Here is a 12,958-nt window from a genome sequence, read left to right on the forward strand (position 1 = left end):
TGCATGAATGCGGTTTTAAAATATCCAGGAGCCAAGAACAGGCTGGCTCCGTGGATATGCAAATACATACCTGAGCACAAAGTTTATCTTGAGCCTTACTTTGGAAGTGGAGCAGTGCTTTTTAATAAAATTCCGGCAAAGATAGAAACCATAAATGACCTTGATGATAATGTTGTAAATTACTTTCAAGTAATAAGGAATCATTCCGAAGAATTAATAAGGAGATTGGAATTAACGCCTTATAGCCGAAGTGAGTATGAAAATGCTTTTACTGGGTATTCTTCCGATGATGAGATTGAAAAGGCCAGAAAATTTGCGGTACGTTGTTGGATGGGATTTGGTTGCTCGAACCGGTATAAGAATGGTTTCAGAAGTTCACAACAAAGTACAAGTCCTAATACTACTAAGGCATGGGATAGCTTTCCACAAATGCTTAAGTTTGCAGCGGAGAGATTAAAACATGTGCAGATTGAAAACTTGGATGCCTTGGAACTAATTCGCCGGTACGATACGGAAGACGTATTCATCTATGCGGATCCACCTTACTTACATAGTACCAGAAAAAACTACTTGTATAAGCATGAAATGACGGATAAGCAGCACATAGAATTGTTAGACTTATTAAGAAATCATCCAGGACAAATTCTTCTTTCAGGATACGACAACCCTCTTTATGATGAATATCTGAATGGATGGAAAAAGGTTCATAAAAACACACAGGCAGAGGGTGGACTGAAAAGAATTGAAACCCTATGGATGAATTATTAAGCTATATGGAGGAGACATATGCAAAAATTAACATACACCGTTGAGATCGATGAGGAATTTGAAGGATTCGATTTTCTTCATAAGTTGCTAAACGATATTATCAGGGAAGAGCTGGAGTGCAATATTATCAGGAGCAAACTCGAGACGCCGGATGAAATAATCATGGATGGAGACTGGGAGGATGATGATAAGCCTTATTGCTTTGGATATTATAACGATTCGAAAAAATGTATTGCAGAATGTGATATTTGGCAAGAGTGCATGAAAGAAACTACTAAAAATGATTAACACGAATTATCATTTAGCTAAGAAAGGAGAACAGTTCCGGCCGGATAAAAGGGTACCCTTTCTTAAAAATAAAATGGCAAAAACAAATATTATTGTACCAGAGGGCTTACATAGTGATTATACGAGCTTAATTGTAAGTTACAGCAATGGAATAGACAGTACAGGAGCATTGTATTGGGCATTAAAGAACTTTGATAGAAATAAAATATTTCTTCTTTACTGTGATACTGGATTTGAGTATCCGGAAAATATAAAGATATTCTACCAAACAGCAAAATTCATAGGTGTTAAACCAGTATTATTAGAACACCCAAAAGGCTTTTTAGAACTCTTACTTACAGAACGTCTTATGTGGCCAGACATGAAAAATCGATGGTGCACGGCATACTTAAAGACCGGAATAACAGATAAGTGGATTAGAGCCAATAGAAATATACTCGGTACTAAATGCTTATTTGTATCAGGAGAGCGAAGGGATGAAAGCAAGAGCAGAGCGAAGTTACCAGAAATAGAGTATCACTCCACAACTTTAAAAACTAAAAGAGTGGCAGATTTTACGTGCCATTGGTACCGTCCTTGCTTAGACTATGAAAAAGGAAAGATGTTTGAACAGGGAAAAGAGTTAAAGCTTGAGCCACACTTTTGTTACGAATACTTGGGGAGGTGTAGCTGCATGGGATGTATGTTTATGTCGGATACACATGCAATCGAAAATATAAAGCGATACCCAGGCCAAATGAAAAAATTTGTAGATGCAGAAATAAAACTGGCTCACACATGGAAGGGTAAAAAAAGTTTGGAGTCTTTATATGATTCTTGTATGGATATAGACGATATAGAGGAACAAATTAGTGAACAAAATTAAAAGAGAAAGAGGTTGATTTATATGTTTAAAGATAAAGAAAAGACAAGAAAGCTTTTAAGAAGAATCAAGATTCGCGTTAAGTGTAAATTAGCAAAAGATAATTACAATCAAAAAGCAAGCTAAATTAAAATCATTTAGCCAAATAGGCGGAAAGGACTATACATGAAAAAGTTTTTTAAGAGACTGTTTTGTAGGCATGAATATAAGGTTACAAGATGGAGGTTGGTACATTACCGTGAAGAACCTCTTACTAGACAAGTAGAAATGACTTGCCCTAAGTGTGGGAAAACAAAGATTTTATTTGGAGTACCAAGGGATTTAAAGTGGGAAACTGACAACATAGACAAACGTACATACGAAATATTTTAATAAGCCAAATTAAAATTATACATTACAAATTAAAATCCTAATAAAGAGGAGGCGCCAGCAGGTTTCTGCTGGCACTTATGAAAAATTTATGTTAGCAAGGTGGGGAACCTTGTTGTTATGAACTTAGTATAGAATTCATATGTGTCCTGGATATGAAGGAATATTGAAAAGTTTATGAACAGTTGGAGGTGAGAGTGTGACGGAAAAAGAATTGAGCCAGTATAGAAAATTAAAAAGAGAAGCGGAAGATTTACAGAATCGTATAGATAAACAATATGATAAGGAAATTGATACCGGTCATAGTACAGTAAGAGGTTCTTCTAATGAATTCCCTTACACGGAGTTTCATTTCGGAGTATGGGTGGATGATCCTAAACAGATTGCCGACAGAGATAAACTTATAAAGGTTTATTCTGATAGAATGGAAAATGCAAGGAAAGAGATATTGAGAATAGAGCAGTTTATAAGTGATATTCAAGATAGTGAATTGCGACAGATATTTGAATACCGTTTCGTTGATGGACTTACACAAAGACAAATTTCAAAGAATGTACATCTTGATCAAAGTGTTATATCTAGAAAAATAAGAAATTACATAATACAAATTAATAAATAGATTTAATTATAAAAGGCTGCCTAATAAATAGACAGCCTTTAAATATGTATTTAAATTTAAAAAGTTTGTGCTTTCATATTATGATTTATTATATTCTTAGAAGTCCATACCAATTATAACGGTATAAGTTGCAGGGGATAAATTGTAACTACGTATACCAAATGCAAAGTAACCTGATTCAGTCAAGATGTCAGGACCTGTAGAAACACCACCGCCACTAGGAATTGTAGCTGGCATACTGAAAAATTCATAAAACTGTCCATCAGCGCCTTTTTTATAAATTATCATATCTACATAAGAATACTGATTGGCATTGCATTGGAACATTATATTAGCACCTTTAGGTATTAAATAGCCCGCATCATTCGTGCCGCTCCACATACCTATTTGGCCATTGCTAATAGTTTTTTCCCCGAGATCTAAATAGTCAAATCCCAGTGGTGCTACTTGAGTAGTAGATGTTTTAACGGATGCCGCTTTAGCCGATGCATTTACGCTAGCCATAGGGCTTAGTACAGTTGTGAAAATTAGCAGTGTTGCAATAATCGTTTTTAGATTCTTCATAATGAAAACCCCTTTCTTATTTTGATACCATAATTATACAATACAAAATCAGGAAATACAAGCCCTGAAATCCAATTTAAGGAAATTGTAAGGATTATGAAATGGAATCCAGCAATTACCAATAACATGCATGTTACAACCGTAAGAAAAAAGTAATATTTACCAATTTATTTACAAATAAAGCAACTTGCATAAAAAACATCAAATTATGTGATAAAATCATATTATGGAAGGTTGTCATTGAGAACCCTCCTGGCGGTTATTAGGTGTCAAAGCTTAGTAATCGCTTTGCTCCCCCAGAGCATAATAACCCCTTATTATTATTTGTACTCCCCAAAAGGCATTCTGTTGGTTCGGCAGGGTGCCTTTTATTATTGTTAAATATTGATGCATGTGGTAGCATTAGTATATAGGTGATAAGTAGGGGGAGAAAATAATGGAAGATACATTAAAAGAAATTAATTGCATAGAAAAAAATTATTCAAACAACAGAAAGACAAGTATTCTGTTTACTGAAAATGCGGAGAAAGGTTTTTCGACCGAACAAATAGAGGCTATAATAGAGACGTTCTCCAATTGCATGGAAAAGTACCCAGAAATTATTATAAATGAAATAGGGGATTTATATACAATAAAATTGTATGAGCATAATAAGGATATTATCGCAGGGCGTAATCTTAGAGGGAAGTTGCCAAATTATTCAGAAATTAATGGGTTTACTCGTCCGGTACCAACCTTTGAAGAAGTAGGTGGAATATCGTTTTTAAGTGAAGAATACTCCTATATAGGGCAATACAGCGTGTCAAAAAAACGCATTACCTTAAATCATAAAAAGATGAGAGAACATCAGACGGGGATCTATGACCTAAGGCGGTTGCTAATATACATATCAGGAGGCGGTAACGCCATGAAATATATAAAAGTAGCCGGCTTGGAATCGTTTGTAGAAGCTGTTGTTATGCATGAATTTGGACATGCTATAGAATCTCAATATAGCATGGATCGATATAATAAAATAAATGAACTGTATATGAAATATAATAGCCTAAATAAAGATACAAGTAGTAAGTACGCTGAAAATGAAAACATGTGGTTTGAAAACATTAATGAATTTTTGGCAGATAGTTTTGTGGCAAGTAATTTTACAAATAAAAATGATGTACTAAATGAAATAAAAGAGGTAATGGACGATATTATTAAAAATCATAAAGCTAATAATTTCATTAGAGAAATTTACAGTGAAGAAATAGCGGATATTCTAGAAGAAATTTTATAGCGTCACATGCAAATAAAACAGAGCATCCCTTGGGGTGCTTTTCATTAATGTATGAAAAAAAATAATCTGGTTATAATTAGAGATACTATTGTAAAAGGAGATTAAGTAAAAATGTATGATTCTTTTATTGGTATTTTGCAGGAAATTATTGCTGGATTATTAGTTTATTTAATAATTAAATATTTAGAATACCATTTTAAAAAAAATTGTACAAACATATATAAATATAATATTATAAATAATTACAGCCTGTGACTTTAAGTTATGGGCTTTTTCTATACCCAAAACCGACGAATGGAGGTGAGCCTGATTGGCTAGAGCACCAGATAAAAGAGCCGAGAAGGCTCATGAGCTATACCAAAAAGGATTGAAGCTAATTGAGATTGCAAGTCAATTAGATATTCCAGAAGGAACTGTGCGTTCGTGGAAGAATCGCTATAAATGGAACGCAACGTTGCAATCAGATAAGCGCAACGTTGCAAAAAGGAACAAAGGCGGTCAGCCAGGTAATAAGAATGCGAACGGTGGGCCTCCTGGAAACAAGAAGGCGGAGAAACATGGTTTTTTTGCTAAATGGCTTCCGGAAGAGACCAGGGAAATCATGGGCGCTATTCAATCGGCGGATTCACTGGACCTGTTATGGGATAACATACAGCTGCAGTACACTGCAATAATTCGTGCACAGAAACTTATGTATGTCAGGGATCAGGAAGATAAGACAATAGAAAAGATAGAGCATGGATATGGCGAGACTTCAGAGAAAAATAAATGGGAAGTACAGCAGGCCTGGGATAAACATGCTACATTCCTCAATGCCCAATCCAGGGCTATGAAGACCTTAGAAGGCATGATTAAACAGTATGATGAACTGCTTAATAGGAATTGGGAGCTTGCTACAGAGGAGCAAAAAGCACGAATTGCCATACTTAAAGATAAGGTTAGTAACGATAAAGATAAGCCAATTCAAATAACATTTACAAAGGCAAGTGAAAAGAATGGATGATACAAAACAGGTTAATTTTGCATTGAATGACCATTTCTTTGATTTTGTAGATGACTGGAATCATAGGTTTTATTTGTTAACTGGCGGTTATGGATCATCTAAAAGTTATCACGTGGCAGTTAAACTAATTAAAAAGCTGCTAGAAGAGAAACGTAAAGCACTGGTTGTTAGAGAAGTATATGACACAATAAGAGATTCGTGCTTTGACTTACTTCAAGAGGTTGTTACTGCAATGGAAGTAGATGATTATATATCCTTTACTACATCGCCAATGCAAGTAAGATTCCAGAATGGAAGCAAAATTATATTCAAAGGTATGGATAAACCAGCGAAGTTAAAGTCACTAAATGGTGTATCAATAGTTTGGATAGAGGAATGCTCAGAGGTAAAGTATGCAGGATTTAAAGAGATCACAGGGCGATTAAGACATCCAACGTTAAGTAATCATATTATATTATCAACCAATCCAGTAAGCAAGGGTAATTGGTGTTATAAATATTTCTTTCAAGACAAGAAAGAAAAAGTATTTATATTAGATGATGAAGAGCTCTATAGGAAAAGGATAATTATAAAAAATAAAACATATTATCATCACTCTACTGTTGATGATAATTTTTTTGTGCCAAAAGATTATATTGAACAGTTGGATGATTTAGAAAAGCATGATCCTGATCTATACCGGATAGCTAGAAAAGGTAGATTTGGTGTAAATGGATTATTAGTATTTCCACAGTTTGAGACTATGCCATATGAAAAAGGGATGGAAGAAATTAAAAAGATAAAGAATCCATTACTTAAGAATGGTATGGATTTCGGTTTTGTTGTCTCATATAATGCCCTGTTAAGATTGGCAATTGACCACGATAACAAAATTCTTTATATATATTGGGAATATTATTCTAAAGGAAAAGATGATACAGAAATTGATAAGGACATTGCTGAATTCAAACAAACACAGGAAATCATAAAGGCTGATTGTGCAGAACCTAAAGCAATAAAGTATTACAAGCAGCAAGGTTATAGAATGAAGGCCTGCAAGAAGTTCCAGGGTTCAAGAGCAATGTATACCAAGAAAGTAAAACGATTTAAAAAGATTATTTGCTTAGATAACTGTGTTAACACTATTGATGAATTACAGGATCTAACATTCAAAGTTGATAAGGATGGAGAAATAATCGAAGATGAATTCAATATTGACCCTCATACCCTATCGGCAATTTGGTATGCCTTGGATGATTATGAGGTATCTAATCTTAAACAACATAGTGGTGTATCGATTTTAAAATAAAGGCAGGTGAGAAACATAGATTTAGAAACAATAAAAAAGATTATTAAGAGATATGCGGATGGACATGCACAATTTATTGTGAATGCAGCCACAGCTGAAAGGTATTACCGGAATGAGAATGATATATTAAAAGATAAACCCAAGGCAGAAAAGGAAGACATGGACAACCCTCTTCGCAATGCTGACAATCGAATACCGCGTAACTTCCATGGTCTGTTAGTGAATCAAAAAGCGGCTTACATGTTCACTGCTCCGCCTTTGTTTGATATCGGTAAAGAGGAAGTTAATAAACGGATCACAGAGGTATTGGGTGATGAATATGCCAAAACTACAAAAGACCTTTGCATTAATTCTTCTAACTGTTCTGTGTCATGGCTGCACTACTGGGTTAATTCAGAGGGAGAGTTTGAGTATGGAGTGGTAGATTCTAAGCAGATTATTCCGATATGGACTTCGGACCTTAAGAAAAAGCTTAGCGGTATCCTTAGGGTATATGAACAATTGGATGATGCGGACGGAGAAACATATGTCATTTATCAATATTGGAATGATGTAGAATGTCAGGCGTATCGAAAAAAGTCATCCGATAATTTAGAGGATTTGCAATCTTATGCAATGTTTAACAACTATGTCGATGGAACATCAACTGTAGAAGATACCTACCCTCATGATTATGGGCAGGTTCCTTTTATACCATTCTTTAATAACAACATCAATACCAGTGACCTTGTTAACATAAAGAAATTGATAGATACATACGACAAAGTATTTTCGGGCTTTGTTAATGACCTGGAAGATATCCAGGAGATTATCTTTGTGCTATCGGGGTACAGTGGTACTGACCTTGCACCATTCCTGCAGGATTTAAAAAAGTATAAGACAGTAAAGCTGGATGATGAAGAAGGCAAGCCTGGGCTTAGTACCATCACTATTGATATTCCGATAGAAGCTAGAGAAAAGTTGCTTGAAATCACTAGGAAAGCTATCTTTGAGCAAGGGCAGGGAGTTGATCCACAGCCGGAGGCTTTCGGCAATGCTTCAGGGGTAGCTCTTAAATATTTGTATTCTCTTTTGGAGTTGAAGGCTGGCCTAATGGAAACAGAGTTTAAGCTTGCCTTTGGTGAGTTTATTAGAGCGATTTGCAAATACTTGAATGTGGAATGCAAGTCAATCATTCAAACGTGGACCAGAACAGCTATTACAAACGATTTAGAGCTTGCCACAATAGCTGGACAAAGTAAAGGGGTTATTTCTGATAAGACTATCCAAAAAAATCATCCATGGGTAGAAGATGCTGACCAGGAAGAGAAGCAGATCAAGAAAGAGCAACAAGCGGCATTAAATGATGCAGATCAGTACAAGGCTACATTTGGACAGGAACAGGATGTGAATAACGATGGCAAAGATAAATGATGAGTACTGGCAGAAACGCTTTGAAATCCTTCAGGAGGCCTTGCTTAATAAAGGTGATAAATACTATGCCGAGCTAGTTAAACAATACGCAAAGGCTTCAAGGAACGTACAGGATAAGATAACACTCTGGTATATGCGTTTAGCAGATAACAATGAGGTTTCGCTGACACGAGCAAAGCAAATGCTGTCGAATCAGGAATTGAAGGAATTAAAATGGACTTTAGAAGAATACATACGGTATGGTAAAGAGAATGCTATAAATCAGCAATGGGTGAAAGAACTTGAGAATGCTTCTGCAAGGGCCCATATATCGAAACTACAGGCTATTCAGTTGGAGATACAACAACAGATTGAAGTATTGGCCAAGACGCAAGAAATCAAGGTGCCGGAATTACTTCAGGAGATTTATACGGAAGGATATTATAAGACGGCCTATGAGACGCAAAAAGGATTTAATACCGGATGGGATATTCAAAAGCTTGATACTTCTACGATCAAGAAGGTAATGTCAAAGCCCTGGACGGTGGATAATAAGACTTTCAGTGACAGGATATGGTCCAACAAAGAGCAACTGATTGACACACTGCATAGGGAGCTTACTCAAAGTGTTATCAGAGGTGACGCTCCAGACAAATTAATTAAAACCATATCGGATAAGTTTGATACTAGCCGAAAGGTTGCAGGACGGCTTGTTATGACGGAATCTGCAGCTATGAGTTCAGTATCAAGACAAGACTGTTTTAAAGATTTAGGAGTAGAAGAATATAAGGTAGTAGCTACTCTTGATTTAAAAACTTCCTCTGTATGCCGCTCTATGGACGGAAAAGTATTTAAAATGAGTGATTATAAGATAGGAGTTACAGCTAATCCATTTCACCCAAATTGCAGGTCAACTACAGCACCTTACTTTGCTGATTTAGATGACATCTTAACCGGGCAGAGAGCTGCGAGGGATCCTGTTACCGGCAAGACTATGTATGTGGATGATAAAATGACTTATCCAGAATGGTATGAAAAGCATGTAAAAGGAAATCAACAAGCTGAACTGAATGAAAAGAAACTTAAGAATGCCGGTGCTGATCAAAAGCAGTTCGATAAGTATAAACAAAGACTTGGTGCAGAGAATCTTCCTAAATCTCTTGATAAGTTCCAAGATATAAAATATACTGATGAAACAGAATACGGTATCTTAAAAGCACAAGTTAAAGGAATGACATATTATGATAAAGCTGTATTGAATGAGACAGATATATCAGCTCAAGTCAAGAAAGTAGCAGAAACTACTGGTATGGATACAATGGGAATTGAGTATAGAATTAAGACAAAGGAATCTTTTCTTGAGAAAGTCAGAAAGAATTTTAATCCAGACGGTAACGAATATGAAATTAAAGACATTATTCGATACACCTTAGGAGCCGGTGCTGATAATTTGTCAGATAAGACCTTGAAAGTAATTGATAAATTTGAGCAGGAAGGCTATAATACAATTAGGATAAAGAATACATGGGGGCCAGATAGTTCTTATAATGGTATAAATACCTTTATCAAGGCTCCGAATGGCCAGGTTTTTGAAATGCAATACCATACGCCAGAAAGCTTTAAATTAAAAAATGGAGAGTTGCATAAACTTTATGAGAAACAACGAAAAATATTAGATGATGAATCAGAAGAATATCTGGGTATTGAAGACCAGATGATTGAACTTTCTAGTAAATTAGCATTTCCTAAAAATATTGAAAGGGTGAAAAACAAGTGAGATACTATGTTTTAAATGACCTTGAACGCAGGGGAACTGTTATTCGTTCTGAAGGCAGAAAAAGTTTTAAATATGATAAGGAAAGAGGCTGGGTAAGAACTGGAATTATGTCTCAGTATCAATTCCCAGAAAGTCCGGTTTATGACTCTTACAGTGAAATAACCGAAGAAGAAGCAAACAAATTAATAGCAACTATGTAATTAACCATCTATCATAACGATAGGTGTTTTTTTATGAGACAAATAGTTTACAATATATACCGCATGTATTATAATACTCTCATAAGGAGGTACATAACATGGCGAATAAGGTAATAGCAGGTGATTACAAGGGATTTCTCGTATCAAATAGCTTTGGAAGTTTATATATTGCTAGTGGATGGCATCCAGTTCAATTAGATAAAAATAATATTGAAGCATATGAATTAATCACTGATGAACATCGAAAAAGTGCTGCAAGTGGGGTGACAAGAGGTTTAGTTGGAGGTGCTTTGCTTGGCCCAGTAGGGTTATTAGCAGGTGGTTTATCGGCCAAAAGTAAGGGAACTTATCAGATGGCGATTCAGTTTAAGGACGGCAAAAGAAGTCTTATAGAAGTTGATGATAAGATATATAAGGCATTAATTAAAAAGTTATTTTAAAATACAGGCACTTACTTAGGTAGGTGCTTTTATTATTCATGAAACGAGGAGGTGATTTAAACTTGATGCGTAGAACCTATAAAAAGCGAGAAAAGTTAGGTGATCCAGTAATTTCCCTTAAGACCAGGGTTACGGTCTTATTTTTATGTCCGTAATGACGTAAAACTACTACTCCGCCGGAGAATAACGGCTGAATCCCAATACCCGGAGAGCGGGAATAAAAATCTATGGAGGAATAATTTATGCAATGGTTATTAGATTTAATCGCAAAACACACAAAAGATGGTGTCCTTGATACAGAATCTCTTACAAAGGAAATCAACGCAGAGTTTCCCAAACACGCAGTACCCAAGTCAGAATTCAATGATATAAATGAGCTGCTAAAGACAGCCAATAATACCATCAAAGACCTGAAAGAGGATAATGCTGAGAACGAGACTCTGCAGAACACTATCAAGGAGCATGAGAAGACAATTCAAAAGCTTCAGGAGGATGCTACCAATACTTCTAAGACATATGCCTTGAAAGAACAGTTAAGCAAATCAGGTGTCGTGGATCCGGATTACTTGATTTATAAGCAGGGCGGGCTTGAGAAGTTTAACTTCGACAAAGAAGGAAAGCCAATTGGAATTGAGGATGTTCTTAAACCAATGAAAGAAGACAAGACTCTGGCTCACTTATTCCAAACCGGTAAAAACGGAACAGAGTACAATCCTGCCGGTGGCGGTAACTACACCGGAAAGAATCCTTTTGCCAAGGAAACTTTTAATCTAACTGAGCAAGGGAAACTATTAAGAGATAATCCGGTCCAGGCCAAGGAACTGGCTGCAGCGGCTGGATACAAACTATAAGAAAAGGAGAGATATAAATTATGCCTGATATTACAAGAGTAATAGATGTTATTCAACCTGGGGTGTTTACACCTTATACTATTAATAGAACTATGGAGCTTTCTGCATTAATTCAGAGTGGAATTGCTGAAAATAGTGTAGAGTTTGATGATCTTGCAAGCGGACCAAATTTAACAGCTAATATGCCATTCTGGAATGATCTTGAAGGTGATTTAGAAGTTATGGATGACGAGGGTGAGTCTAGCCCGGGAAACATTGGTTCAGACAAAGATATTGCCCGTAAATTGGGTTTTGTAAAATCATATGGTGCAAACGCATTGGCAGCTTTATTGTCAGGAGATGATCCTATGAGGGCAATAGCAAATTTGTTTGCTGCTTACTGGAATAGACAGTATCAAAGCGTGTTATTAACTACACTAGATGGTGTATTTGCTGCATCTAACATGACAGAAAAAGTGTATGATATTACTGGAAAAACAGGAAATGCAGCGCTAATCAATGGTACGTCTTTCTTGGATGCGAATCAATTAATGGGCGATGCAAAAGATTTATTAACCGGTGTAATGATGCATAGTATGACAGAAACCAGACTTGCAAAGAATGACCTTATTGAATACAGACAAGAATCACAAGGAAGTACTAGGGTTCCGTATTTCATGAATAAAAGGGTTATTGTTGATGATAGCATGGCGTTCGATACAGAGACAGGAGCGTCAGAGGCTTATTTATTTGGAGCTGGAGCAATTGCATGGGGAAATGGTAAACATAAAGACATTAAAGAAACAGAACTAGTTAGAAATGGTTTATCGCTTGCAGGTGAAGACATTCTTGTAAATAGACGTATTTCTATCCTGCATCCACGTGGAGTTAAATGGGTTGAACCAGCTGACGGGCTTAAAAAGAAGTTTCCTGATCTCAAAGAGTTGGCTACTGGTGCTAACTGGAATCGTGTATACGATCCTAAGAAGATTAGAATTGTTAAGTTTATGTTTAAAGTAGATTAAGGAGGATTGACCATGGGTGTATATGAGGATAGAGTAAAAAGACTGCATGACCATGTTGTTGCACAGGAAAAGAAAGTAGCGGCAGAAAAAGCAGAGACGACAGAACTTACTAATAAGCAAATTATGGCCATGCTTGATGAAAAAGGCATCGAGTATGATAAGAGGGCAAACAAAGCGGATCTGTTAGCCCTTCTCGCAAGTGTTTTTAGTAACGATAATAATACTGACGGCGCTGAGTAATCGGCGCCTTTATTAAG

15 protein-coding genes are annotated in these 12,958 nt (G+C 36.1%); 14 read left to right on the forward strand and 1 reads right to left on the reverse strand.

Going from position 1 to position 12,958, the window contains the following annotated elements; translation table 11 throughout:
* Window positions 1-3: 3 nt before the first annotated feature.
* From RT261_RS11370 to RT261_RS11385, 4 genes are all read left to right on the forward strand, one after another.
* Complete coding sequence (locus tag RT261_RS11370) at window positions 4-768, forward strand: DNA adenine methylase (protein WP_313132617.1); 765 nt, start codon at window positions 4-6, stop codon at window positions 766-768.
* An 18-nt stretch (window positions 769-786) separates the two neighbouring features.
* On the forward strand, window positions 787-1,056 hold the full coding sequence (locus RT261_RS11375) for a hypothetical protein (RefSeq protein ID WP_313132618.1): 270 nt from the start codon (window positions 787-789) through the stop codon (window positions 1,054-1,056).
* A 73-nt stretch (window positions 1,057-1,129) separates the two neighbouring features.
* Window positions 1,130-1,921: a phosphoadenosine phosphosulfate reductase domain-containing protein gene (locus RT261_RS11380; protein WP_313132619.1), complete on the forward strand. Its 792-nt coding sequence runs from the start codon at window positions 1,130-1,132 to the stop codon at window positions 1,919-1,921.
* A gap of 565 nt (window positions 1,922-2,486) precedes the next feature.
* Window positions 2,487-2,906, forward strand: coding sequence for a hypothetical protein (locus RT261_RS11385; protein WP_313132621.1), 420 nt, complete (start codon window positions 2,487-2,489; stop codon window positions 2,904-2,906).
* A gap of 96 nt (window positions 2,907-3,002) precedes the next feature.
* On the opposite strand, the gene RT261_RS11390 is transcribed toward RT261_RS11385, so the two are convergent.
* Window positions 3,003-3,470 (reverse strand): hypothetical protein, encoded by a 468-nt coding sequence (locus RT261_RS11390; protein ID WP_313132623.1) that lies wholly within the window; start codon window positions 3,468-3,470, stop codon window positions 3,003-3,005.
* Between the two features lie 436 nt (window positions 3,471-3,906).
* Here RT261_RS11390 and RT261_RS11395 point away from each other — a divergent pair, with 436 nt between their 5' ends.
* From RT261_RS11395 to RT261_RS11440, 10 genes are all read left to right on the forward strand, one after another.
* The gene (locus RT261_RS11395) at window positions 3,907-4,746 is read left to right on the forward strand and encodes a hypothetical protein (RefSeq protein WP_313132624.1); all 840 of its coding nucleotides are present in this window, start codon (window positions 3,907-3,909) and stop codon (window positions 4,744-4,746) included.
* Between the two features lie 310 nt (window positions 4,747-5,056).
* On the forward strand, window positions 5,057-5,749 hold the full coding sequence (terS, locus tag RT261_RS11400) for a phage terminase small subunit (protein WP_313132625.1): 693 nt from the start codon (window positions 5,057-5,059) through the stop codon (window positions 5,747-5,749).
* The gene (locus RT261_RS11405) at window positions 5,742-7,037 is read left to right on the forward strand and encodes a PBSX family phage terminase large subunit (RefSeq protein ID WP_313132627.1); all 1,296 of its coding nucleotides are present in this window, start codon (window positions 5,742-5,744) and stop codon (window positions 7,035-7,037) included. Before terS ends, RT261_RS11405 begins: the two co-directional genes overlap by 8 nt.
* A 6-nt stretch (window positions 7,038-7,043) precedes the next feature.
* Window positions 7,044-8,450 carry a phage portal protein gene (locus tag RT261_RS11410; RefSeq protein WP_313132628.1) on the forward strand — a complete coding sequence of 469 codons (1,407 nt, stop codon included), beginning with the start codon at window positions 7,044-7,046 and terminating at the stop codon, window positions 8,448-8,450.
* Window positions 8,434-10,206 (forward strand): minor capsid protein, encoded by a 1,773-nt coding sequence (locus tag RT261_RS11415; RefSeq protein ID WP_313132629.1) that lies wholly within the window; start codon window positions 8,434-8,436, stop codon window positions 10,204-10,206. The genes RT261_RS11410 and RT261_RS11415 overlap by 17 nt, the downstream gene beginning before the upstream one ends.
* On the forward strand, window positions 10,203-10,406 hold the full coding sequence (locus RT261_RS11420) for a hypothetical protein (RefSeq protein WP_313132631.1): 204 nt from the start codon (window positions 10,203-10,205) through the stop codon (window positions 10,404-10,406). Before RT261_RS11415 ends, RT261_RS11420 begins: the two co-directional genes overlap by 4 nt.
* A gap of 98 nt (window positions 10,407-10,504) precedes the next feature.
* The gene (locus RT261_RS11425) at window positions 10,505-10,846 is read left to right on the forward strand and encodes a hypothetical protein (protein WP_313132632.1); all 342 of its coding nucleotides are present in this window, start codon (window positions 10,505-10,507) and stop codon (window positions 10,844-10,846) included.
* Between the two features lie 242 nt (window positions 10,847-11,088).
* Complete coding sequence (locus RT261_RS11430; RefSeq protein WP_313132633.1) at window positions 11,089-11,697, forward strand: phage scaffolding protein; 609 nt, start codon at window positions 11,089-11,091, stop codon at window positions 11,695-11,697.
* Between the two features lie 20 nt (window positions 11,698-11,717).
* Window positions 11,718-12,701: a major capsid protein gene (locus RT261_RS11435; protein ID WP_313132634.1), complete on the forward strand. Its 984-nt coding sequence runs from the start codon at window positions 11,718-11,720 to the stop codon at window positions 12,699-12,701.
* A 12-nt stretch (window positions 12,702-12,713) separates the two neighbouring features.
* Window positions 12,714-12,941, forward strand: coding sequence for a hypothetical protein (locus RT261_RS11440; protein ID WP_313132635.1), 228 nt, complete (start codon window positions 12,714-12,716; stop codon window positions 12,939-12,941).
* Window positions 12,942-12,958 lie beyond the last annotated feature (17 nt).

Source organism: Anaerocolumna sp. (assembly GCF_032079385.1).
Taxonomy (GTDB): domain Bacteria; phylum Bacillota; class Clostridia; order Lachnospirales; family Lachnospiraceae; genus Anaerocolumna.

Coding starts and splice junctions, on each gene's coding strand:
- RT261_RS11370 (WP_313132617.1), top strand. CDS start 4: ATGAATGCGGTTTTAAAATATCCAGGAGCCAAGAACAGGCTGGCTCCG.
- RT261_RS11375 (WP_313132618.1), top strand. CDS start 787: ATGCAAAAATTAACATACACCGTTGAGATCGATGAGGAATTTGAAGGA.
- RT261_RS11380 (WP_313132619.1), top strand. CDS start 1,130: ATGGCAAAAACAAATATTATTGTACCAGAGGGCTTACATAGTGATTAT.
- RT261_RS11390 (WP_313132623.1), bottom strand. CDS start 3,470: ATGAAGAATCTAAAAACGATTATTGCAACACTGCTAATTTTCACAACT.
- RT261_RS11395 (WP_313132624.1), top strand. CDS start 3,907: ATGGAAGATACATTAAAAGAAATTAATTGCATAGAAAAAAATTATTCA.
- RT261_RS11405 (WP_313132627.1), top strand. CDS start 5,742: ATGGATGATACAAAACAGGTTAATTTTGCATTGAATGACCATTTCTTT.
- RT261_RS11415 (WP_313132629.1), top strand. CDS start 8,434: ATGGCAAAGATAAATGATGAGTACTGGCAGAAACGCTTTGAAATCCTT.
- RT261_RS11425 (WP_313132632.1), top strand. CDS start 10,505: ATGGCGAATAAGGTAATAGCAGGTGATTACAAGGGATTTCTCGTATCA.
- RT261_RS11430 (WP_313132633.1), top strand. CDS start 11,089: ATGCAATGGTTATTAGATTTAATCGCAAAACACACAAAAGATGGTGTC.
- RT261_RS11435 (WP_313132634.1), top strand. CDS start 11,718: ATGCCTGATATTACAAGAGTAATAGATGTTATTCAACCTGGGGTGTTT.
- RT261_RS11440 (WP_313132635.1), top strand. CDS start 12,714: ATGGGTGTATATGAGGATAGAGTAAAAAGACTGCATGACCATGTTGTT.